The 20,745-nt window shown below is 37.4% G+C and carries 24 protein-coding genes; 10 read left to right on the top strand and 14 right to left on the bottom strand.

Annotated elements, in window-relative coordinates; translation table 11 throughout:
- Nucleotides 1-419: 419 nt before the first annotated feature.
- Nucleotides 420-2,603 carry a transglycosylase domain-containing protein gene (locus tag ACJ004_RS29550; protein ID WP_410896654.1) on the bottom strand — a complete coding sequence of 728 codons (2,184 nt, stop codon included), beginning with the start codon at nt 2,601-2,603 and terminating at the stop codon, nt 420-422.
- 369 nt (nt 2,604-2,972) lie between these two features.
- Here ACJ004_RS29550 and ACJ004_RS29545 point away from each other — a divergent pair, with 369 nt between their 5' ends.
- Nucleotides 2,973-3,887, top strand: a complete 915-nt coding sequence (locus ACJ004_RS29545; RefSeq protein WP_410896653.1) for a nuclease-related domain-containing protein — start codon at nt 2,973-2,975, stop codon at nt 3,885-3,887.
- Between the two features lie 530 nt (nt 3,888-4,417).
- Nucleotides 4,418-4,591: a hypothetical protein gene (locus tag ACJ004_RS29540; RefSeq protein ID WP_410896652.1), complete on the top strand. Its 174-nt coding sequence runs from the start codon at nt 4,418-4,420 to the stop codon at nt 4,589-4,591.
- 217 nt (nt 4,592-4,808) lie between these two features.
- On the opposite strand, the gene ACJ004_RS29535 is transcribed toward ACJ004_RS29540, so the two are convergent.
- The 4 genes from ACJ004_RS29535 to gpmA form a co-directional block, all read right to left on the bottom strand.
- A complete protein-coding gene (locus ACJ004_RS29535; protein ID WP_410896651.1) occupies nt 4,809-5,558 on the bottom strand; it encodes a M50 family metallopeptidase in 750 nt (249 codons plus the stop codon).
- Between the two features lie 72 nt (nt 5,559-5,630).
- Complete coding sequence (locus ACJ004_RS29530) at nt 5,631-6,308, bottom strand: PspA/IM30 family protein (RefSeq protein WP_410896650.1); 678 nt, start codon at nt 6,306-6,308, stop codon at nt 5,631-5,633.
- Between the two features lies 1 nt (nt 6,309).
- Complete coding sequence (locus ACJ004_RS29525) at nt 6,310-6,714, bottom strand: hypothetical protein (RefSeq protein WP_410896649.1); 405 nt, start codon at nt 6,712-6,714, stop codon at nt 6,310-6,312.
- Nucleotides 6,715-6,944: 230 nt separating this feature from the next.
- Nucleotides 6,945-7,712, bottom strand: a complete 768-nt coding sequence (gene gpmA, locus ACJ004_RS29520) for a 2,3-diphosphoglycerate-dependent phosphoglycerate mutase (RefSeq protein ID WP_410896648.1) — start codon at nt 7,710-7,712, stop codon at nt 6,945-6,947.
- A gap of 214 nt (nt 7,713-7,926) precedes the next feature.
- Between gpmA and ACJ004_RS29515 the strand changes: the two genes are divergently transcribed.
- The gene (locus ACJ004_RS29515) at nt 7,927-9,627 is read left to right on the top strand and encodes a pyruvate oxidase (RefSeq protein WP_410896647.1); all 1,701 of its coding nucleotides are present in this window, start codon (nt 7,927-7,929) and stop codon (nt 9,625-9,627) included.
- A gap of 87 nt (nt 9,628-9,714) precedes the next feature.
- On the opposite strand, the gene ACJ004_RS29510 is transcribed toward ACJ004_RS29515, so the two are convergent.
- Entirely contained in the window at nt 9,715-9,879 is a 165-nt protein-coding gene (locus ACJ004_RS29510) for a hypothetical protein (RefSeq protein WP_410896646.1), read from the bottom strand.
- Between the two features lie 194 nt (nt 9,880-10,073).
- Here ACJ004_RS29510 and ACJ004_RS29505 point away from each other — a divergent pair, with 194 nt between their 5' ends.
- Nucleotides 10,074-10,604, top strand: a complete 531-nt coding sequence (locus ACJ004_RS29505; protein WP_410896645.1) for a hypothetical protein — start codon at nt 10,074-10,076, stop codon at nt 10,602-10,604.
- Nucleotides 10,605-10,699: 95 nt separating this feature from the next.
- Here the strand turns inward: ACJ004_RS29505 and ACJ004_RS29500 are convergent, their stop codons facing one another.
- Nucleotides 10,700-11,461 (bottom strand): MBL fold metallo-hydrolase, encoded by a 762-nt coding sequence (locus ACJ004_RS29500; RefSeq protein ID WP_410896644.1) that lies wholly within the window; start codon nt 11,459-11,461, stop codon nt 10,700-10,702.
- Between the two features lie 117 nt (nt 11,462-11,578).
- Between ACJ004_RS29500 and ACJ004_RS29495 the strand changes: the two genes are divergently transcribed.
- The 3 genes from ACJ004_RS29495 (at nt 11,579) to ACJ004_RS29485 (ending at nt 13,736) form a co-directional block, all read left to right on the top strand.
- Complete coding sequence (locus ACJ004_RS29495; protein WP_410896643.1) at nt 11,579-11,989, top strand: Lrp/AsnC family transcriptional regulator; 411 nt, start codon at nt 11,579-11,581, stop codon at nt 11,987-11,989.
- A 156-nt stretch (nt 11,990-12,145) separates the two neighbouring features.
- Complete coding sequence (locus ACJ004_RS29490) at nt 12,146-12,667, top strand: GNAT family N-acetyltransferase (RefSeq protein WP_410896642.1); 522 nt, start codon at nt 12,146-12,148, stop codon at nt 12,665-12,667.
- 454 nt (nt 12,668-13,121) lie between these two features.
- Nucleotides 13,122-13,736 (top strand): DUF47 domain-containing protein, encoded by a 615-nt coding sequence (locus ACJ004_RS29485; RefSeq protein WP_410896641.1) that lies wholly within the window; start codon nt 13,122-13,124, stop codon nt 13,734-13,736.
- A gap of 165 nt (nt 13,737-13,901) precedes the next feature.
- On the opposite strand, the gene ACJ004_RS29480 is transcribed toward ACJ004_RS29485, so the two are convergent.
- Nucleotides 13,902-14,690 (bottom strand): putative protein N(5)-glutamine methyltransferase, encoded by a 789-nt coding sequence (locus ACJ004_RS29480; protein WP_410896655.1) that lies wholly within the window; start codon nt 14,688-14,690, stop codon nt 13,902-13,904.
- Between the two features lie 276 nt (nt 14,691-14,966).
- On the opposite strand from ACJ004_RS29480, the gene ACJ004_RS29475 reads away from it, so the two are divergent.
- Nucleotides 14,967-15,134: a hypothetical protein gene (locus tag ACJ004_RS29475; protein ID WP_410896640.1), complete on the top strand. Its 168-nt coding sequence runs from the start codon at nt 14,967-14,969 to the stop codon at nt 15,132-15,134.
- Between the two features lie 152 nt (nt 15,135-15,286).
- Here ACJ004_RS29475 and ACJ004_RS29470 read toward each other — a convergent pair whose 3' ends face one another.
- Nucleotides 15,287-15,637 carry a DUF4183 domain-containing protein gene (locus ACJ004_RS29470; RefSeq protein WP_410896639.1) on the bottom strand — a complete coding sequence of 117 codons (351 nt, stop codon included), beginning with the start codon at nt 15,635-15,637 and terminating at the stop codon, nt 15,287-15,289.
- Nucleotides 15,638-15,792: 155 nt separating this feature from the next.
- On the opposite strand from ACJ004_RS29470, the gene ACJ004_RS29465 reads away from it, so the two are divergent.
- Nucleotides 15,793-16,173: a DUF4183 domain-containing protein gene (locus ACJ004_RS29465; protein WP_410896638.1), complete on the top strand. Its 381-nt coding sequence runs from the start codon at nt 15,793-15,795 to the stop codon at nt 16,171-16,173.
- A gap of 105 nt (nt 16,174-16,278) precedes the next feature.
- Here the strand turns inward: ACJ004_RS29465 and ACJ004_RS29460 are convergent, their stop codons facing one another.
- On the bottom strand, nt 16,279-16,926 hold the full coding sequence (locus tag ACJ004_RS29460; RefSeq protein ID WP_410896637.1) for a FusB/FusC family EF-G-binding protein: 648 nt from the start codon (nt 16,924-16,926) through the stop codon (nt 16,279-16,281).
- A 143-nt stretch (nt 16,927-17,069) separates the two neighbouring features.
- Entirely contained in the window at nt 17,070-17,339 is a 270-nt protein-coding gene (locus ACJ004_RS29455) for a CD3324 family protein (protein ID WP_410896636.1), read from the bottom strand.
- A gap of 603 nt (nt 17,340-17,942) precedes the next feature.
- Between ACJ004_RS29455 and ACJ004_RS29450 the strand changes: the two genes are divergently transcribed.
- Nucleotides 17,943-18,176, top strand: coding sequence for a hypothetical protein (locus ACJ004_RS29450; protein WP_410896635.1), 234 nt, complete (start codon nt 17,943-17,945; stop codon nt 18,174-18,176).
- Between the two features lie 70 nt (nt 18,177-18,246).
- On the opposite strand, the gene ACJ004_RS29445 is transcribed toward ACJ004_RS29450, so the two are convergent.
- From ACJ004_RS29445 to ACJ004_RS29435, 3 genes are all read right to left on the bottom strand, one after another.
- Nucleotides 18,247-18,429, bottom strand: a complete 183-nt coding sequence (locus ACJ004_RS29445; protein WP_144549427.1) for a hypothetical protein — start codon at nt 18,427-18,429, stop codon at nt 18,247-18,249.
- A gap of 1,192 nt (nt 18,430-19,621) precedes the next feature.
- The gene (locus tag ACJ004_RS29440; RefSeq protein WP_410896634.1) at nt 19,622-20,047 is read right to left on the bottom strand and encodes a YsnF/AvaK domain-containing protein; all 426 of its coding nucleotides are present in this window, start codon (nt 20,045-20,047) and stop codon (nt 19,622-19,624) included.
- A 69-nt stretch (nt 20,048-20,116) separates the two neighbouring features.
- Nucleotides 20,117-20,602, bottom strand: coding sequence for a YsnF/AvaK domain-containing protein (locus tag ACJ004_RS29435; protein WP_410896633.1), 486 nt, complete (start codon nt 20,600-20,602; stop codon nt 20,117-20,119).
- Nucleotides 20,603-20,745: the final 143 nt, after the last annotated feature.

The following is a 20,745-nucleotide window of genomic DNA, read 5'->3' as shown; positions in this document are numbered from 1 at the left end:
ATTTGCACGATTTTGTTTGTTTAGTTTTCAAAGAACAATCTATCATGTCAGAAGCGACATTTATTATTATATCAACCATCTATCATTATGTCAATATATTTTTTTAACATTTTCGCAATCACTTTCAACCAATAAAACTTCCGTCAAAAGCGACTTCCTTATAATATCACCTTCAATTTAATTATGCAACAAAAAGTTTAATATTTTTTAAGAAACCTTAAAAAACCTTTATTGAGATAGCAATATTCTAATTTTAAAAGTTAACAGTCAGAACTGATTCCACTAATCCATAGAATATTAAAACCATGCTGCAACAACAGCATGGTTTTATAATCTCCATAGGTATGGTTCAGAGAATCGGTTCATTAATGAACCAGGAGATTAGCATACCTCCTGGCTATTCAGTGGTCATAACAATGTTAATGTCCCTTTTTCCCTTTTCCTTTCTTGTGTTGATTTTTCAATTGCTCTTTTTGTTGTTTCCGTTCTTCTTTTTGCTGCTTCTGCTCACTTTTATTCCCACCATTTTCACTAGCCTGTTTTACTTTATTACTACTAGGTTTTGGTTTTGGCGGTACTTCTGCAGAATTGACCCCTTTAATATACAGTTCATTATTTACTCTATAGACACTGTTTGGCTGCTGAAAACTAGATGAATCTGTTCCAAATGACTGCATCATTGTTTTGAACATATTCTTCGCAATTTGTGTCGTAGTTCCGTCCATATAGTTACCAGGACTGTTTTGTGCATATCCGGTCCAGACCGCCATTGTGTATTGCGGTGTATATCCAACGAACCAGCTATCATTTGTGGCGTTGTCTGGGTATCCAAATTTCGCCCGGGTCTGTGAGTCAAAATTCGTTGTCCCTGTCTTCCCTACAACATATAGGCCAGGAACATCGGCCATTGCCCCACCCCCATCTTTTACAACGGAGCGTAACATATCAGTCACCATATACGCCGTGTAATCGTGCATGACACGTTTTGATTTCTCCGTAAAATGAACGACTTTACCATTAGGCAGGACCACTTTTTCGACAAAATGCGGTTTATTGTAGTTACCGTTATTTCCAAATGCACTGTAGGCCCCTGCCATGGCTAAAGGACTAACGGTATTACTTCCGATCGAATAGGATTCATATACTTGGTTATTTTTAAACGTCATGCCGAGTTTTTCTGCAAAGTCCTTTGCCTTATCCATTCCCACTGCCCGCAGTGTGAGAAGAGCAGGAATATTGTAAGAGTGGTTCAGTGCACTCCGTATTGTCAGCATTCCATGATACTGATGATCCCAGTTGGAAATCGGCTGTCCAGTTGAATACGATGTCTGCTGGTCATTAATCAGATGACCAGTGGACCATTTCAAATTTTCAATAACAGGACCATAGTCAAAAATCGGTTTAAATGTCGAGCCTGGTTGACGACGGATATCGACCGCAAAGTTGTTACCTAGAAATTCTGCTTTATAATCGTTTCGCCCGCTTCCAATCGCCCGCACTTCACCGGTTTTTGTATCTAAAAAGGCGAAAGCTCCCTGAAAACTTGCATCTGGATAGGCAATGATTTCATTGGTGTTCAACATTTTGTCTGCATAATCCTGTGCTTTTGGATCAAGAGTAGTATAGATAGATAATCCATCTGTACTTATGTCTACATCCTTTAGTTTACCCTTTACCTCTTTTACAACTGCATCCAAAAACGCTTCATAGGGCATACTTTGTTGCGTGCTTTTTGGCACAAGTCCCTCAGTAACTGGAACTTTTGAAGCTTCCTTCAATTGTTTCTCGGTTATATAACCATCTCTAAGCATCGAACTTAAGACAATATTACGACGGTTCGTGGCTGCTTCTTTGTTTTCCGGCTTGGTCGGATCGTAATTATTCGGACTCTGCGGCATTCCGGCTAACATGGCTGCCTGCGCGAGCGTCAATTTTTTCAAATCATTCGCTTCAATACCATAGTAATTCTTCGCGGCAGCGGCCACTCCGTAAGAGCGGTTTCCAAGGTAAATTTTGTTTAAGTACATCATTAAGATATCGTGCTTGGAATATTTCTGTTCCAACTGATACGCCAAGTCCCATTCTTGTACTTTTCGCTTTAATGTTTTCTCGGGAGTCAAAAAGGAATTTTTAATCACTTGCTGGGTGATCGTACTACCACCCTGTGAACCGAAATCTCCGGTTATGTTGACAAAAATGGCCTTGGCAGTCCTTTTGATGTCAATCCCATGATGTTCATAAAAGTGGGAATCTTCCGTGGCAATAAACGCTTGCTCCAGCACTTTTGGAACTTGATCATAGGTAATTTTTGTCCGTTTTTCCTTCCCGTACTCATAAATAAAGCTTCCGTTCTTATCATAGAATTTCGTGGAAAGTGGATCCACCAGCTTAGAAGCATCCAAATCAGGCGTATCCTTGATCATTGATGCAAACGATATCGTTCCTGCTCCCGTCGAAACAAGTCCAAGGACAAGACAGACAATGATTACTTTTTTCAACCACGATCCTTTTTTCTTGGTTGCCCGATTACTGCTATGTTGATTCTGTCTTGCGTTTTCCGCTTGTTTTCGTTCCTCACGAGATTGATAGATCTCTTCTGACATTTTTCTTCTCTCCCATGTATGTTTATGGTTACGCAAAATTGATTGAATTGGAAATGTTCTCCCTTACTCGAACTATTTATAGAACTTCGTATGCGATCTTAAATTTATGAGGGAATCAGGCATAATCTTTTTTAAATGGGCTGTCCGTATTATAAACAAAAAATCCTCTTCCAGTGTGGAAGAGGATTTTTTGGTCAAACTAGAATGGTAATCTAATCAAATTTTGTACAAAAAAATAACTGGCATAAAGGGTCTTGCTAAACAGGGCGAGCCCTAAAATGAAATGTTAACAAAGTATTCAAACACTTTTTTAGTAATTTTTTGTAAAATTGATGTGGAGTATTTTAATAATGGGAAAGGAAGTCTGGTATGCCTCCTTATAAAAAGCGATTAAAGTCACAAGAATTGAGGACCCTGAGCTCCTTAAACGCACGAATGGAGTTGTCTGCAAAGGATAAGCAGCATCTTGTTTACCTTGAAAAAGGATACCGGGGTGAGGTAATCTTTGACCAGTTAACGTCAAAGCTGCAAAATGATTTGTACATTTTAAATGATTTGTGCCTCGAGCATAATAAATCATTTTTTCAAATTGACACCTTAATCATTTCTCCGCAAACGATTTACCCATATGAAGTTAAAAACTTTGAAGGTGATTATAAATATGAATTAGGAAATTTCTATCCTAAATTATCTAAGGACGAAATAAAAAATCCCTTGGATCAATTAAAACGAAGTAAATCCCTTCTCCGCCCTATACTTAAAAATCTTGGTTTTCAATTACTTATTGAAGGTTCCTTAACCTTTGTAAACCCCAATTTCACTCTATATCAAGCCCCATTAAACGAGCCGATTATTCACCCCACTCAGCTTAATAGCCTTATGAAAAAATTAAACGAAATCCCGTCAAAACTATCTAACCGCCACAAAATGCTTGCTGATCAGTTAATTTCGATGCATCAAACGGACTCTCCCTATACTCGTTTTCCCCCTTATACCTATAATGGATTGAAAAAGGGATTTATTTGCGCAGTTTGTCACTCGTTAATATCTTTATTGGAGGATAAGCAGAAGATTGTTTGTGAAACATGTGGTCACGAGGAGACGGTCGATTCTGCTGTCTTACGGTCCGTGGAGGAGTTAGTGCTGCTTTTTCCTGAGATGAAAATCACTACTAATAGAGTTTATGAGTGGTGTAATGTGATTGAGTCTAAAAAGCAAATTAGTCGAATCCTTAAACAAAATTATACTTTGATAGGTTTTGGTCAATGGGCCTATTATGAGTAAAAAGTGTTTTACTCTCTATTGAGTTAATATAGCGACTATTGTTCTTGCATAGGGGGATTGACTACCTTGGGTGGTCTTTTTTTCTCCGATCAGTCGTCAATAGCGTTGATTGACTACCCTGGGTGCTCTTTTTTCTCTTTCTCGGTCGTCAATAGCCTCGATTGACTACCCAAGGTGCTCTTTTTTCTCTTGCTCGGTCGTCAATAGCCTCAATTGACTACCCAAGGTGCTCTTTTTTCTCTTGCTCGGTCGTCAATAGCCTCGATTGACTACCCTGGGGGCTCTTTTTTCCCTTGCTCGGTCGTTAATAGCTTCGATTGACTACCTTCCGTGCTCTTTTTTCTCTTGTTCGGTCGTCAATAGCCTTGATTGACAACCTTCCGTGCTCTTTTTTCTCTTGCTCGGTCGTCAATACCGAGAAAAAAGCTCCACAGAAAAATTCTTAGAGGATCTCAGTTTTGTATAAGCTATGAAAATTTTGTCCATCCTTATTCTATAAAAAGTAGATTGATATATAGGAGTGATTTTCAATGAGCACAGAAGAACTGAATAAAATTATTGCCGTTAAAAAGATGGATTTAGAGGAATGTGAGCAGGAACTTAATAATCGTTACTACCCTTCTATAGTAAGAGTAGCAATGATGAATTACATTTTAGTCCTACAGGAGCAATTGGAAAAGTTTAATCCTGCAATTAAGGAATAATTACTATTGAAAAATAAAAGTTCCGATTAGGATCTTTTTATTGTTTTCTATTGATTCGCAGATTGATTAATACGCACCACTTACCTCTATAGATTTCCTTGACCTAAAATAAATAAGCCCTTACCTACTTGTGTAGATAAGGGTTTATTTGTTTTAATATGCAAACTTCCTAATCTATCAATCTTCGACAAAATCCGAGGAGTGACAGGCACTGGAATTAGCTTCCACTGAGCACGGACCAGATCTCATTTTTAGCAGTAAGAAGATGATTAGGCACATCCATATCAACACTAAATGGAAGATTTATAAAATTAAGGGCGAAAAAGTAGCCCGCTAAAACGGTCCGTCCAAACAGGATGATTCCCAAAACAACAGCCGGAACTAATTTCGTTTGAACCAGTGCCGCCTTTCTCTTCGGGTTGCTTCTCGACATAATCGATTGTTTACACACCTGAACCGCCCCAATAATCGATTGAACAAATAGAACGGATGATAGGAAGATACTCATATGAACGAGCACCATTTCGAAGTTAATATTAATAGATAAAACCGTTTCATAGCGGAAATAAACTGGCAAGGCAAGTAATATAGAAACTGAAAGGCCCCAGATTACCCCAAATGCGTTGCGGATCCACAACAATAAGGCAAGAACACTAAGCCCTAAATACAGATAAATTACCAAATGATAGTATTCTCGAGATACTAAATAAAACATTCCAATCGCTGCCACCGAAGTACCCGTATAGCCTGCATATGAAATGAGTGCTTTTTTAAACGGTGATGTCCCATTCCCCGTTGTCTGGCCTGAACCATCTCGATACAGATGGATTTTACCACCTTCCAAGCACACACTAATCACAAGATTGACCAAGTTATGGAAATGGGCAAAATATACCCTTATAAAAGGAAGCATGCTCCCCATCAACGCAATACCCAGGTAAATAAAAATAAGCGTTGTCGTATTCAATGTTACTCCTCCTCTCTTCATCAGATAGAAAAAGAAGCACCAACCTAAACGGTGGTGCTCCTCTCCCTTGAATTATAATGCAGCCACTTTTTCTTTTTCACTCTTTAACTTTTCAAGTTCCTTATTTAGCTCTTCATCGCTCACATAGCTGCTGTATGCCGCGTCGAACTGAGCGAACGGAGTAGAAAATTGATTTCCTGCCTGTACTTCGGCCTCCATCATTAAGATCCGCTCTTCTGCACGGGTCACTCCTCTGGCCATATCATCTGTATTGAAGGAAATCGTTACTTTTTGAATTTGTTTCATCGACTGAGCCACATTTGCACGGGATGCTAATAAAATTTTCTTTTGCTGCATTTGGTTATACGTTTCTTTTAGCTGGTCCAATTTTTCGACGAGAATTTGGGTTTGTCCCTTAATCGAGGCCAATTGGTCCACATATAGTTGCAACTGGCTTTCTTTGTTGAGCTTTTCTTGCACGGCTAGTCTTGCCATCTGCTCGTCACCTTGTTCAATGGCCAGCTTGGTCTGACGAGTACGCTTGTCCACTAACGATTTAACTTCAGAAATAAGGGCTTCTTGTTTTTTCTCTACAAAGATTTGCCTTGCTAAAGCATTCTGACCTTTTACTATTTCTTGTTCCATTTCCCTAGAATACTCATTTAACATCGCAATCGGATCTTCAATCCCATCTAATAATCCGTTAATTTCCGCCATTGTAATTGTCTTTAATCTTTTAAAAATACCCATGTTATTCATTCTCCTTTTTAGTTAAAATATTATTTTCCCATTGATCCAAAACACTAGCATTCTGGTTAGTAACCGGTATATGCGAACCTACGACTGAGGTGTTAATAAACTGTTGCATGATAGAAGCTTTCGACTTCTTTCTAAGCCATCTTACTAATAGAACAAGAACGGCTAGTCCAATAATAAGGAAGAGCCACGGGAATCCTCCTCCATGGTGAGGGGCATTCATCATCTGGTGACCCCCGCCAAATCCACCGCGGTGGCCCATTCCACCAGGACCATGTCCTTCCGGGCCCCTAGCAAAAGCGCTGCTTCCCCCTAGTAGAGAGTGGAGTAGGTTGATCACTAATACCGTAGAGGTAACGACGACACTCCAGAAGATCCCTTTTTTTACTTTTGAATTCATCTCTTTTTTCCTCCTTTCATCATCTGATGTAATGAATATTAATAGAGAATGGTGAAAACTTGGTGAAAAGAGAATCTATCTATAAAGTTTTTTATTTTTGAAGAAAGAGACCATGGGGACGGATCTGGTGGTCGCATCCTTAATGTGGTTATTGTTACAAAAAAAAAGGCATAAATGCCGTTTGATTAGGGAGTTTATGCTTTTTACTTTTATCACTATCCGCCAATGAATCACCCCATCCAATCATGGTTTTCTGGGTCATCAATATCCATATGCCTTGGAATCGAGCCGTCCATAACTTCTCCATCGTGGCTTAGGTAGTAGTGCCGGAGTGGTTTTAGATTGTCATCCAATTCATAGACAAGTGGAATACTGTTAGGAATATTGAGGCTGACTACGCCATCGTCCGGAATGTTGTCGAGATATTTCACGAGCGCTCGTAATGTATTTCCATGTGCAGAGATAATCACACGACGATTCAGTTGCAGGTCTGGAACAATCTGCTCTTTCCAATAGACTAATGCACGCTGCTCGGTATCAAGAAGACTTTCTGTTAAAGGAATATTTTTGGCGCCAATGCCGGCATATTTCGGGTCAGACCGCTCCTTTAGATGATTCTCTGAGGGAAGGGCTGGAGGCCTGACACTGGCTGAGCGCCGCCATTCATTGACTTGTTCGGCTCCATATTTAGCAATTACCTCATCTTTATTCAACCCCTGCAAGGAACCATAATGCCTTTCATTCAGTCTCCAAGAATTATGAATGGGAATCCACACCAAATCCATTTCATGCAGGAGAATCCATAGTGTTCTGATAGCACGCTTCAGAACGGAGGTATAAGCAACATCAAAGACAAATCCCTGCTTTTTTAAAATAGCTCCAGCTTCTCTTGCCCCCTTATAGCCATCATCGGTGAGATCGATATCGACCCATCCGGTAAAACGATTTTCAAGATTATAAAGACTTTGCCCATGCCTGATAAAAACGATCTTCTTCATTTACTGACCACCTACATTTAGGGTTAGAGACCCATTAATTTAAATTTTACAGAGCTATAAGAAAATCAAAAAATAACGCCGAAAAATTTCCTTTGGCGGAATTCCACTCATCCAAACCGCCTTTTTTAGTATGCTCACGGATACATGGAAATATTGAGTAATTTTGGCATGACAGTACCACACTACTAGTATTATCACGAAAAGGAGTTGACCTATGTTTAAGCCAACAGCAGGCGAGAAGTTAATCGAGTTATTAATCGAATGGGGAGTGGATCACATTTATGGGATGCCGGGGGATTCAATCAATTCGATTATTGAGCCACTTCGAAAAGCGCAAGACAAAATTAAATTCATTCAGGTGCGGCACGAAGAGGCTGGGGCATTAGCGGCTGCTGCTTACGCAAAATTAACTGGTAAAATTGGCGTTTGTACCGCGATTGCTGGCCCAGGGGCCATTCATCTTTTGAATGGATTATATGATGCGAAACTCGATAGAGTACCTGTATTAGCACTAACTGGACAAGTGGAATCGGACTTGTTTGGTACTGATTCCTTTCAAGAAGTAAACCTAGAAAGAATGTTTGACGATGTGGCCGTCTACAATCAGCGGATTATGTCGGCCGAGCAGCTTCCTGCGGTCGTGAATCAAGCGATTCGTACCGCTTATGCAAGAAAAGGGGTATCGGTACTGACAATTCCCGATGATATTCCGCGGTTTGAAGTTAGCAGGGAAGCGCGGGTGACCTCGAGTTTTATGGTGAAGCAAGAAATCTTACCGCTTAAGGAAGACCTGCAGCACGCGAAGGAATTGCTGAACGAAGCAGAAAGACCGGTCATTCTTGCAGGAAGAGGGACCCATGGAATTCGCGAAACATTACTATCCTTTGCTGAAAAAATGGCTGCCCCGATTGTGTTAACCTTGCCGGGTAAAGGCTCCATTCCAGATAAACATCCTTATTGTTTAGGCGGGCTGGGACTTCTTGGGACAAAGGCAGCCTATCAAGCCATGCAGGAAACGGATCTGCTCCTAATGATTGGGACCTCGTTTCCGTTTACGGGGTTTCTGCCTGATAAGGCGAAGACGATTCAAATCGATATCGATCCTTACCAAATAGGTAAACGCTACCCCGTCGATGTGGGCTTAGCTGGTGAAGCGGGATTGACGATTAAATTTCTGCTGGATAATATCCATGAAAAAGAAAATCATGAGTTTTTAGAGAAGTGTCAGGCTAGGATGCAAAAGTGGTGGAGCCGGCTTTCGAAGCAAGAGGTTGATGACTCCGTTCCAATTAAACCGCAGCGAGTAATTCGTACTTTGCAAGAGGTAGCTGCAGAGGATGCGATACTGTCCGTTGATGTGGGGAATGTGACCGTTTGGATGGCTCGTCATTTTCATATGACCCAGCAAAAATTTATTATCTCCAGCTGGCTGGCAACACTAGGCTGTGGACTCCCTGGTGCAATTGCTGGCCAAATAGCCTATCCGGAAAAACAAGTATTCGCTATTTGCGGCGATGGTGGGTTTGGCATGACCATGAACGATTTTGTTACTGCCGTAAAATATCAGCTTCCGATTATAGTAGTGGTATTAAACAACCATAAAATTGCGATGATTAAATTTGAACAAGAAGTCATGGGCAATATTGAGTTTGGAACAGACCTCCATAATCCAAACTTTGCAAAATATGCAGAGGCATGTGGCGGTCTCGGTTTTCGGGTGGAACGTCCCGAAGAACTGCTGCCGGCTTTCCAGCAAGCAGTCATGCAAAAGAAGCCTTGTATTATCGATGTTATCGTTGATGCGGAGGAAGCGCCAGTACCAGGAAACATCACCTTTGCTCAAGCAGCAGGCTATACGAAACATATGATCAAGGTATTATTTGAAGAAGGAAAAATCGACTTGCCGCCGTTGTGAAATAGTGCCTGGAATTTTATATAAGAACAGTAAAAAAAGCCTGCCCTTCTAGGAAGGGCTATGCGTCGTTTTATTGTATGAAGCTGATTAAAATAATACCGTTTTAACTTGATTTTGCTTTAATACAACACTAAAGTGGCTATTCTCTACTTTCAATGGAGCACCCGCTTGTTCGTTCAAGTTTCCTTCACCAGCATGTGAAAAGGACAGCTGCACAAATAGGCAGGTTACGGTTCCTTTCCACGAGTCCAAATCGTTAGCATTTTGGTCAGTTACCGAAATTAACTGTATTCGAATCTCTTAATCTTTGAATATATAAGCATTTCTGCCTAATTTATATTAGAGTTGTGTCTTTTTTACCAAAAAAGGGAGGAAAAGGAGGAAAAGGAAGCGTTTTGAAGAAATTATAATTATATAACATAATAATTTTTTGGGGGCAGGACATCATGAGACAAAGTCGACATTATAAATCTCCATATGCTGCTATGTTATGGTCGTGTGTTTTACCAGGCTTCGGGCAATTTTACAATCGAGACTACATTGTTGGATCTTTGTTAATTGGGTTGGAATTTATAGTGAATTTGAATTCAAATTTAAACCTCTCTCTATTAGAAACTTTTAATGGAGATATTCATTCAGCCCATCACGTGATTGATTATAGGTGGGCGCTTTTTTACCCATCCATTTATGGCTATGCAATTTGGCAGGCACTTAATTCTGCAAAAGCCAATAATAACAAGCTTGATGGGAAAGAAGTTGTCCATAGGACATATTTATCTGGCTTTTTTATTGGAGTGGTATTAGGAATGGATTTCGGATTATTTTGGCATGATTCTAGCTTTTTCAGCCATTTTCCGGTCATGAAATTTTTGGATTTCCCTGTTTTAAATGGACTGTTACTAGGATTGATGACCGGAACTCTTGCACATATAATCGAAAATAAAATTTATCGAAAAAGCCACATTAGTAAAAAGTAGGACCCATTATTTCAGATGCTCTTCAACAAAAAAAGAGTCTCCGGTAACTACCAAATATTCAAACCATGCTAAACTAATCAGCATGGCTTTTACTATTAAAAAGAATATGATTCGCCGTCATCCGGCACTAAAACATTAGATGAGATTCCTTTTTCATTAATAAAACTTTTTAATTCTTCTCTCGATAATGTCCAATGATTGACAGCTTCCATATGGACAGAAATTATTGTTGCGTTAGGCGCAGCCTTATAGACTTCATAGATGTCACCTTTCCCCATAACTAGAGAACCACCTTGTAGGAATTGATTATCACCACCATTTACAACAATGATTTCTGGTTTATGTGTTTCTATTACTTCTTGGATAGCTTCATACCAAACTGTATCACCAGCGACGTATAAAGTTTTTTCATTTGAGTGCTTGAAGACAACACCACACACTAGACCTGCACGTTTTAATATTTCTCCTCTACCGTGCTCGCCTTTTGTTTTAGTTAACTTTATTCCCTCAAAAACTGTATCTTCTTGTAAAACTTCTACATTTTGAAAACCAGCGTTTCTAACTTCTGCAGCATCTTGTTCATTTTGTACAAACATTTTTATATCTTTTGGCAAGACAGCTTTAGCAACCTCATCAAAATGGTCTAAATGGAGATGAGTTATGATTACAGCATCTACATGATTAATTATATGATCAATGGATGTTGGTAAGTTAACTAAGGGATTAAATTGATCTTGTCTTAATGAAGGAAGGAAAGGTGGGTAAGTACCCTTATCTGCTAAAAATGGGTCAATTAAGAACTTTTTCCCTGTATAGTTAACAACTAGTGTAGCATTTCGAATTTGTTGTATATTCATATTTATAACTCCTTTTCATTGACTTACGTATAGTTTATACTTTGACCGAATATCATTTACATAGATTAAATCAAGTCTTTTTGCCGTTTGACTTGATATATGAAAGGAGTTGAAAAAATGTTAGATCGTACGGATATGCGCATCTTAGATGAACTATCCAAGAACAGTCGGATCACTATGAAAGAATTGGGTGAGAAAGTCCATTTGACTGGACAAGCCGCCTCAGCTAGAGTGGCAAAATTAGAGGATAATCGAGTGATTGAGGGTTATACAATTAAAGTTAATCAGGTTAAATTAGGATGCTTTATACATGCTTTTATTAATATCTACATAAAAAACACTCATCATCAACCCTATTTGTCGTTCATTAAAACACAAGAACAAACCATCATAAATAACTATAAAATCAGTGGAGATAGTTGTTACCTTCTTGAATGTAAATTTCCATCCAATGAAATATTAGATGAATTTTTAGAAAACTTAAACCAGCATGCAAACTATAAATTATCGATTGTTATTACTAAATAATTTATCAATAAAATGGATTTAATTGAGGTTCATGCAGACTACAAAAACCCTCACCATGGTTTTCACAAAATTTATGATACTATTAAATATGATAGAAGCAAAGAGGAATCCAACTAACGCGAGTTCTCATGTCAATGTATTCGAGAGGAGAGCACAATGACGATTAATTTTATAAAACTTACTGAACCCACCTCAAGCCTTTTAGAAGCGTTTAATCGTTGGGAAAACGACCCATCTTTAATTCCGTTAACTCGTCCTAACCAAAACCAAACAGATTTGGAACGTCGTGACAAAATAACCCTAGACGACTTAACAAAGTACTTGGAAAATCATCATATCTTCCTAATATATTGGAACGACCAGTTGATAGGTGAAGTGAACTATATGATCGATCCGGGCCATCTCTACAAAAAAGAGCCTGGGACCGCCTGGATAGGTATCACCATTGGTGAATCCATCGGACGGGGCAAAGGGATTGGTTATTCAGCCATTCAATATTTGGAGGAACAGATTAAACAGCAGGGTCTTAAACGTATGGAATTAGGTGTATTTGAATTTAACAAACAAGCACATAAGCTTTATCAGAAGCTGGGCTACAAGGAGATCGGCCGGATAGAAAACTTTACATATTGGGAAGGCAAGATGTGGACGGATATTCGAATGGAGAAATATCTGTAACCCCCCAAACCGTTTAACTTTACTATTTCTAAAGCGTATCACATTAATCTATGAACGGCCGCCTTTTCGGCGGCTTTTTGTTTTGCTTTAGTGGGGCAACTTGACCTCAACTTTCGACGAAACACCATATAGGCTATACTATTCAAACGCTTGATTGAAACAGCTACAAGTATTGATATATACGAATTCCACCTACAAAGTAAGCACAAAGAATGTCGAAAAATATTTAAAAATTCCGCAGGAAATAACCTTCCTTTCTACAAAATTAGATTGGTTTCTACTACACCTACATTATTCAATTCCACATTTTTAAAGCAGAATTCGGCCGTAAGCCGTTACGAGCTGTCCAAGTGTTGCATCTATTATAGTAATTGCTTAAAAAGCTCTTTGATAAAGGATTTCTTCATAATCTTGTTAGGCAAATACACTATTTGGACCATGTGGGGGTAAATTAATGAAAAAAAAGAAAGACAAGTTCTTTAATTATTTAAAGAGTATTTCCTTAAATTTAAAAGTAAGTGCGCACTATTTTGCCGACTATAAATTTAAGAATGTTAATGATCTTAAAGTTTTTTCTGAGAGCATGAAAGAATTTGAATCTAACGGGGATACCATGGTACATGATCTTATTAACGAACTCAATACTGCTTTCATCACTCCCATTGAGCGTGAAGATATTTTAGCTCTTTCAATAAGCATGGATGATATTTTGAACGGTTTATACCATACAGCTGCACTTTTTGAAATGTACTCAATGATTGAAATGGACGATTATATGCTTAAATTTGTTGATGTGATTAAAACTTGTGCAGCCGAGATTGACGTAGCTATTGACCTGCTATCTACAAAGAAATTACTAAATATTAGAGAACACGCAATCAAACTAAAAGAAATGGAGTCTTATTGCGACAACATTTTTCGTGAATCCATTAAACACTTGTTTACCTTCGAGAAAGACCCCATCCAAATTATTAAATACAAACAAATCTATGAAGGACTAGAAGAAATCGCTGACTGCTTGAAAGCAGTGGCTAATACCTTGGAGAAAATTATTATAATGAATGCTTAACAGTCTTCATTTTCCAGCTTTTCCCCTCCCTAAATAAAAAGTAATTCTCCATATTATTTAAAGCACATTTCTTACAAGCGAATCTGCCACATTTCTTCAATAAGAAAGGTGCGTCTCCACTTAATAGTAGAAACGCACCGTTCTATGAAGGATAGAAATTCGTATTTATGCTAGAGGTGTAGGTTGGGTTCCAATTACTATAGTAGAGTCCAGTTCATCAAAGTGTGTCACCTGAGGGATTAGGCCGTATTGAGCAAAGATTTCAAAGGTCTGAGGTGCCTGCATTTTACTCGTCTCTACTAGTAGATGACCTCCTGCAGCCAGCCAGAGGGATGCCTCTTTTGCCACTCTTCGCTGAATGTGAAGTCCGTCATCTCCTCCGTCAAGCGCCACTTTCGGTTCATGTAGACGTGCATCCTGGGGAAGCAGCTTGATTGCCTCGGTAGGTACGTAAGGTGCGTTTGCTACTAGGATGTCGACTTTCCCACGCAGTTTAGCTGGTAGTGGCTCGTAAAGATCACCTTCATAGACGAGACCACCTAGACTAGTAACATTGCGGCGAGCACAGCGCACCGCGGTTAGGTCGATGTCGATTGCATACAACTGAATCCACCCCAGAGCTTTGGCGATTGCAACACCCACCGCACCAGTTCCACAGCAAAGGTCAACGACTGTGGCTCCAGGTGTAGATAAGGCAACTGCCTTATGGACGAGAAACTCAGTACGGCGGCGGGGGACAAAGACTCCTGGATCTACTGCTATCCTGATGCCGCAGAACTCCGCCCAACCTAGGACATACTCAAGGGGGGTACCAGTTATTCGAAGATTGACCATCGTGGAGAGGTCATCCAATGTCCGCGCCTCAGAAATAAGAAGCTGAGCCTCTTCTTCTGCGAAAACGCAACCAGCGCTCCGAAGCCTCTCGATTATACTTTTTTCCATTTGATCCTCAATATAAAATTTCATTAGCTTTCCTATAAAAACCACCCAATCTTTATACGGTTATTATAGATAGTTCGGTGAATATTGGAAAATCCCTCCTTAAACTACGTCGTAATATGATTATTGTCTTAGGCTCTATAAATTTCGACTGAGTACTAGCACATTTGTGTCATAACCATAAATCGAAAACATTAGGCTAAGTTATTCGATTTGTTCAATAGTTATAATTGTTATTCAAACTTGATGTTCGGAATGGTATAATTACCCAATATGAGAGGAGGCTTATAGATGAACGGTGATGCACTTTTTACAATTTTCCCACTCGTTTCGATTCTTTTTTACTTGGCACCCGTTGTATTTATTATTTGGTTTTTGATTAAGTTACTTAAAATACAACAGGAAAAGAACAAAATACTAAAAACTATTTCTGACAAACTAGATAAGCTTAATACTTAGACGGGGAAACCCGTTTTTTCTTATGTTTAATCAAATGCAAAATAATAGTTTATCAATTAGACGACTTGTCCATTTTTCTACAGAAGAAAAATTACATTCAATTATTATTTTTTTAATATATAAAGTACCCAATTATCTAATAAGTAACTAATTCACATTTTAAACATTTGAAGTATCACTGGAGACCCTTTTATTGGCACGTCTACTGTTTTCAACATTATTGATCCACTTTGTACATCGTAACTTTCCTTAGGTTGCATAACCCCATTTATAAAAAGATTCATATAAGATACCAGGCAGGGGTCTAGAATTACTTGTTTTCCTAATCCAGTAATACCATCTTCTTCTTTAAAAACTCTGCTATAACCATTTGAAATTGCATAATACTCATAGACTTCCACTTTTTTGGGAAGGTGATATCGAGTCACATCTGGGGGTATAATTGGAATTGTAAGATATGGCTTTGTTACATTATTTATACAAGTATTCTTTTTATTTTCCAATTTCAACTCACCCACACCCCATGCTTATTTTCCCCCTTAATATCTTATAAATAAAATCTTAAAATGTTCTTTAATTTTGATTTGGTATTAATAAGGCCTATACATTCAAATTATTACAACATAATATAATTAAAACTTAGAAGGGAGGTTTTATATTGCCTCTTAAAATATTAAAACTTGCTATAACTGCAAGTTCAACAGTAGATACCTTTCCAACTGTTGAAAGGTTCTTTAATGAAGCAGCTGCCACTGTAACAGGTGCAGGGACCTTAACAATTGCTGTCGGAGATTTCTGGACCGATACAGGAGCAAATGCTACAACGCTTCCAGTCTTAGCAACTGATAATAGTTACTTTAATGTTTACGTTAACGGTGTACTACAGATGGAAGATTTATCAGCTTATACTCCTGGAGGTACAGGTGTAGGACAATTAGTAATTACAGTTCCTGCCGGCTCAACTATTGAACAAAATTCTCCAGTTGTTTTAGAAATTACAAACTTTGCACCTACAACCAATACAACTATTATCACTTAATCTATTAGAAACCTCTGAAGTTATTTATTCAGGGGTTTCCCTAAGTACTAAACCGTTTCGATAGTTTTACTTAATTAGTTCCTGGTGGGAAGTTTAAGTTTTATATTACATTCCTAGTGAATCTTTTAAAAAATTGGTTAAATAGTCGACATTGGTTATTTTTTTATTGCATTCGCTACTATCAGCACAAATAAGATTGCCGATGGACTTATAATAATCCGGGTTTTTAGATTTTTTCTCTTTTGTTACGGTGGAAAAATAGGCAACCTCTCCTAAACAATTACAAACGGAACAATAATTTTGTTTACTAGTCGGTGTAAATTTACATTCAATGCCGACCATTTTTCCATCCAGTTCATATACAATAAATTTTTTGTTAGACCTTAGATCATTCCAGCTTAAATAGGTCAGCTGGTTGTGGTCTATTGATAAATCAGGCAGTTTTAATTTCTTATTCTTCGGAAACATTTTTTTCAGTTGCTGTTCGGTGATTTTAGGAAAGGGCAGCAAAAAGGACGAAATGCGCTGGATATATTGCTCATACTCGCCATCTTTTTTCAGTCCGGAAAGAGCCAGCATTTCTTGTTGATCCAATGTTGCATTTGGAAAGAGGTCCAAGATTTTGGCATGGGCCAAGTCGATGGCAGCAGCCAAAACGGTTGGAGGTACATTCTTTTTGGTAGTGTCCTTAATCAAAGCAATTTGTTTTTTTATAAAATTTAACTGTTCATTTTTAATGAATTTTTCAGTCATTACATATCTCTCCTATAATTTTGCTGACATCTCTTTTCACTTATTGTAAAGAATGTTGCCAGTTACTAAAATGGGGAAAATAACTTAGAAACGTTTTTTACATAAAAAAGCACTGATGAAGGATTTTCACCAGTGCTGTTTGCCTACTTTTTATGTGAATAAACAACTTTCTTAATGGTTTCGGTTGAGAGGTAATAATCCTTAGCCAGTTGCTGGATACTGATGCCACTAATAAAAGAATTTTTAATGGCGGCATTACGTTGATCAAGCAGCTGTCTTCCGCCACTTGAAGTTCCCCATTTCCGATACTCCGTTTCCTGCTTTGGAATATAAAGGTTCTCTCCTTGGACATACTTTTGGATTTCCACGATTAGCTTTTCAGGTAAAACTTTGGTTGCATTAATATACTTCAATTTCGCTCGCCCCTTATTTTGATTTTGAATAAATAAGGTGCAAAGCCAAAATATTAGAAAAGCTTGATCAGCGATAAAACTAAATGTTTCACCCCATGCAAAGTATCGCCTTTCCAATAATAGGCTTTGCATGAGTGGAAGAAGTTCCAGACAATCTTAAGTGATTCTCCATCTGTAAGCACCCCCTTTAATTTATAATTATAACGAAATTTACTACTTGATTGATATGCTTTTGACTTGTTTTTTAATGGTATTTTTCAGACTTGTGACCGCTTGAAAGAGATGAAACAGTTTTTGCTTTATAAATTGGGACACTTTTTTCCAGTTTGAAACGTACATTTTTACATGGAGAGGCATAAATGATTGCCTTGGTTAATCAGGCGGACTCTTGTTTGGCCTTTTCTGGAAGTTAATTAATGTATGTTTTGGCAGTAAATTTATGAATCGATACTCAAAAAATGTATATAAGCTAATATTTATACATATTTGTGAAGTTATGCTTGCTGCACTAACGGGCAGGTTTGTTCAAGAAGACCTGTAAATATAATGGGCACAAAAATCTAATTAGGATAAAATTTAGTGAGTGGCATTTAAAAAAAGAGGGTGAGTTCGCTGATTTTAAAAGATATAGATTTAGACTTACCATATAAAGAAAATAAGGCTTTTATTGAAGAAATTGTAAATAAACAAAATATGCAGGAAAGAGATGCAATACGTCTTGATTATAAGATGAATTGGAAAGAGAAGCGAATGAATTTTCGGGATGAGATTAGATGTATTCCCGAGTTATATCTACATCATTTGGGTAAATTTCAAACGCTAATCGTAAATATTTAAACTAAAACGCCAAATAATGGCGTTTTTTAAGTCTTAGAGGACATCATTCAATCGCTTCATCTGTTTTGACTTAATGTTCTGGTGGAGCAATAACCGGGTCATTGGGGGCATTTGAGTTTGTTGAAACATTAGCGGTTGCTCCTGGTGATTCACCACCGTCTGAAATGGAGCCTGCAAAAGATGGAATACCTTCCCCGCCTTTAGTCGGTTGAGCTGCTGTTTTTAAACCTGTTATATTTTTCATTTCTGGCATGTTTTCACCTCCTTTATAATAGTTTGCACATTTAAATTATTTTCTATTATGAATGAAACAATCTAGTTATAAGGTTACATTCGCGGAAATTAGGAGAACCCTTGATCTATAAGGGATTGAAGTATAAATCTAGTTTACGCGCGACCAATAAAAATACTTGTCCCTGTCTTGTCGAAGAGGAAAAAGGCTTGCGACATACTATCCACCATATCATCATGTTTGTAATTCGGAAAACTGACCACTTCTTTAACGAAATCATAATATGTACCGTTATTTATCTTTTCTTATTAAGGATACGACTAATAAATCTTTAATTGGTTTATCCGATACTATAAATGACTTTTTATATTGAAGATATTTTTTAACTATTTCTTCATAAGTTCCTTTATCCTTAATAAATTCAGGGCTGTAAATAAAACATTTCGCATGTTGAATTTGTGTAAACATGGTGTCAGTATAAATTTTATCTGTTCTTTTAAAGAGGCTCGTGTCAAAGGACATTTATTTTAATTTTTCCATTTGTCACTTAAATGAGCAAAAACTATGTCATTTAACTAGACGGTCACAAGACTGCATCCATTACTATAAGAATGTTATACAATAGACTAAAATAGTGCTTATAAAAAGAGGGTTTACCGTCTGAGAATTATTGCGATTCAATGTCTGAAATTTTACTTTCCTTTTTATCTTTAATTAAATGATAAATACCAGTTCCAAAGTAGAAAAGAAAGAAATAGCCACAAATAATAAGAGTTGGTATCAGGTTAGAGAAAATTTTTATAAAAATAATACCTAAAACAAGAAAAATCATAGAAACTATAAAATGGAATTTATATTTTGAATTGCTCTTCAAATAAAATCACCCATTTACCTTAGCGTTGTGTGCTTTTTTGAGTAAATGAATAAGAAGGGCTATTATGACAGAAGTTTGAAATAAAACTCCGATTAGTAAATAAATGATGTAAGTTGTATCTAAAGAAGCATTGGTCAAATTGCAAACCATCCATAAAACGATCAAGGAAATAATAAAAATGAAAACTCCATTAATAATAATTTGTTTCATGACCCACCTCATTAGTTTTATATAAATTTTAACATTTTTTATTAATAAAGATAGAAATTAAATTAATCATTCTCAAGGAAAGCACCAGTTTGGATCAACCTTAAACATAATAAAGCGAGATTAGCTTTATTAACTAATCTCGCCTGGTTGGTTATCATCTATTACCCTTATATCTCCAACAGTATCTATGTGAATTTTCTCTTCCTTTAAAGTTTCATTTACTTGGATATGTTCTTCAATTTTTTGCTTATAAATTTCAACATCCTCTAAAATAATTGGGTGTTTCGTTACCTCGATATGCTCTTCACTTAAAGGAATTCGTATCGTTTCAATTTTTGGATCCGAGTTACTTTCGGGATTTACTATCTTTTTCTCAATGATTAGTTCTTCATGGGTTACTGGAACCATAATTTGCTTTTCCTCGGTGAAAGTTTTCTTATATACATTAACTTGTGCTGTTTCAATAATTTTCTTACTTACCTGCAATTCTTCCTTATGTAATTCAAGCGCAATTTCCTCGTGATGATCATGAGTTGAATTCTGCTCATTAAGCAACTTTAATGTCCCCCCATAGTAAATGGTGAAAACACCTCTTCATTAAGTAATGAAAAGGTGTTTTTGTTTTTAGCTGTTATTTATATCTTCAAAGCCTGAACTATCGGCAATATCTACACTACCAGTTGTATTAACGTGTGCCTCTTCGTGTTTAAGTGTTTCTTGAACTTGCTGAGTTTCCTGAACTTGACGTTTAGAAGCGGAAATTTCCTCAGTAGTCACTGTGTACTTATTTACCTCAACCTGTTCTTGGGTAACAGGAATATGAATAGTCTCCTCAGAACTGATGGCTTCATCACTTCGTTCATTATTAATTGGCGTTCTCTTAATAACAACTTCCTCATGCATGACAGGAACATCCACGGTTTTTTGTTCCTCAACAACATCTTTAGAAAGGACCACTTCTCCAGCATCAACATTATTCTTTATAATATCTAACTCTTCTTTATGAAGCTTTAATGCACCGCTTGTTTGATCATTTTGGATTTCAGATTCAGTATCAATTTCTTGATTGCGTGATTTGTCATCACCAAATAAACCTAAAAAGTCTCCCATAAAAATCCCCCTCACTTGTTGAATGAACTAACCTTTTTATAATGTACTTATCAGGGATATTTATTCTTTTAAAAAAAGGTAAAGAATTCTTTGGATATATACATTACCAATGAAGCATTTTAAATGAGACATTTAGAAAAACA

This window comes from Neobacillus sp. 204 (genome assembly GCF_046562815.1).
Lineage (GTDB): Bacteria > Bacillota > Bacilli > Bacillales > Cytobacillaceae > Neobacillus.
This window is presented reverse-complemented; position numbering and strand designations above follow the sequence as displayed.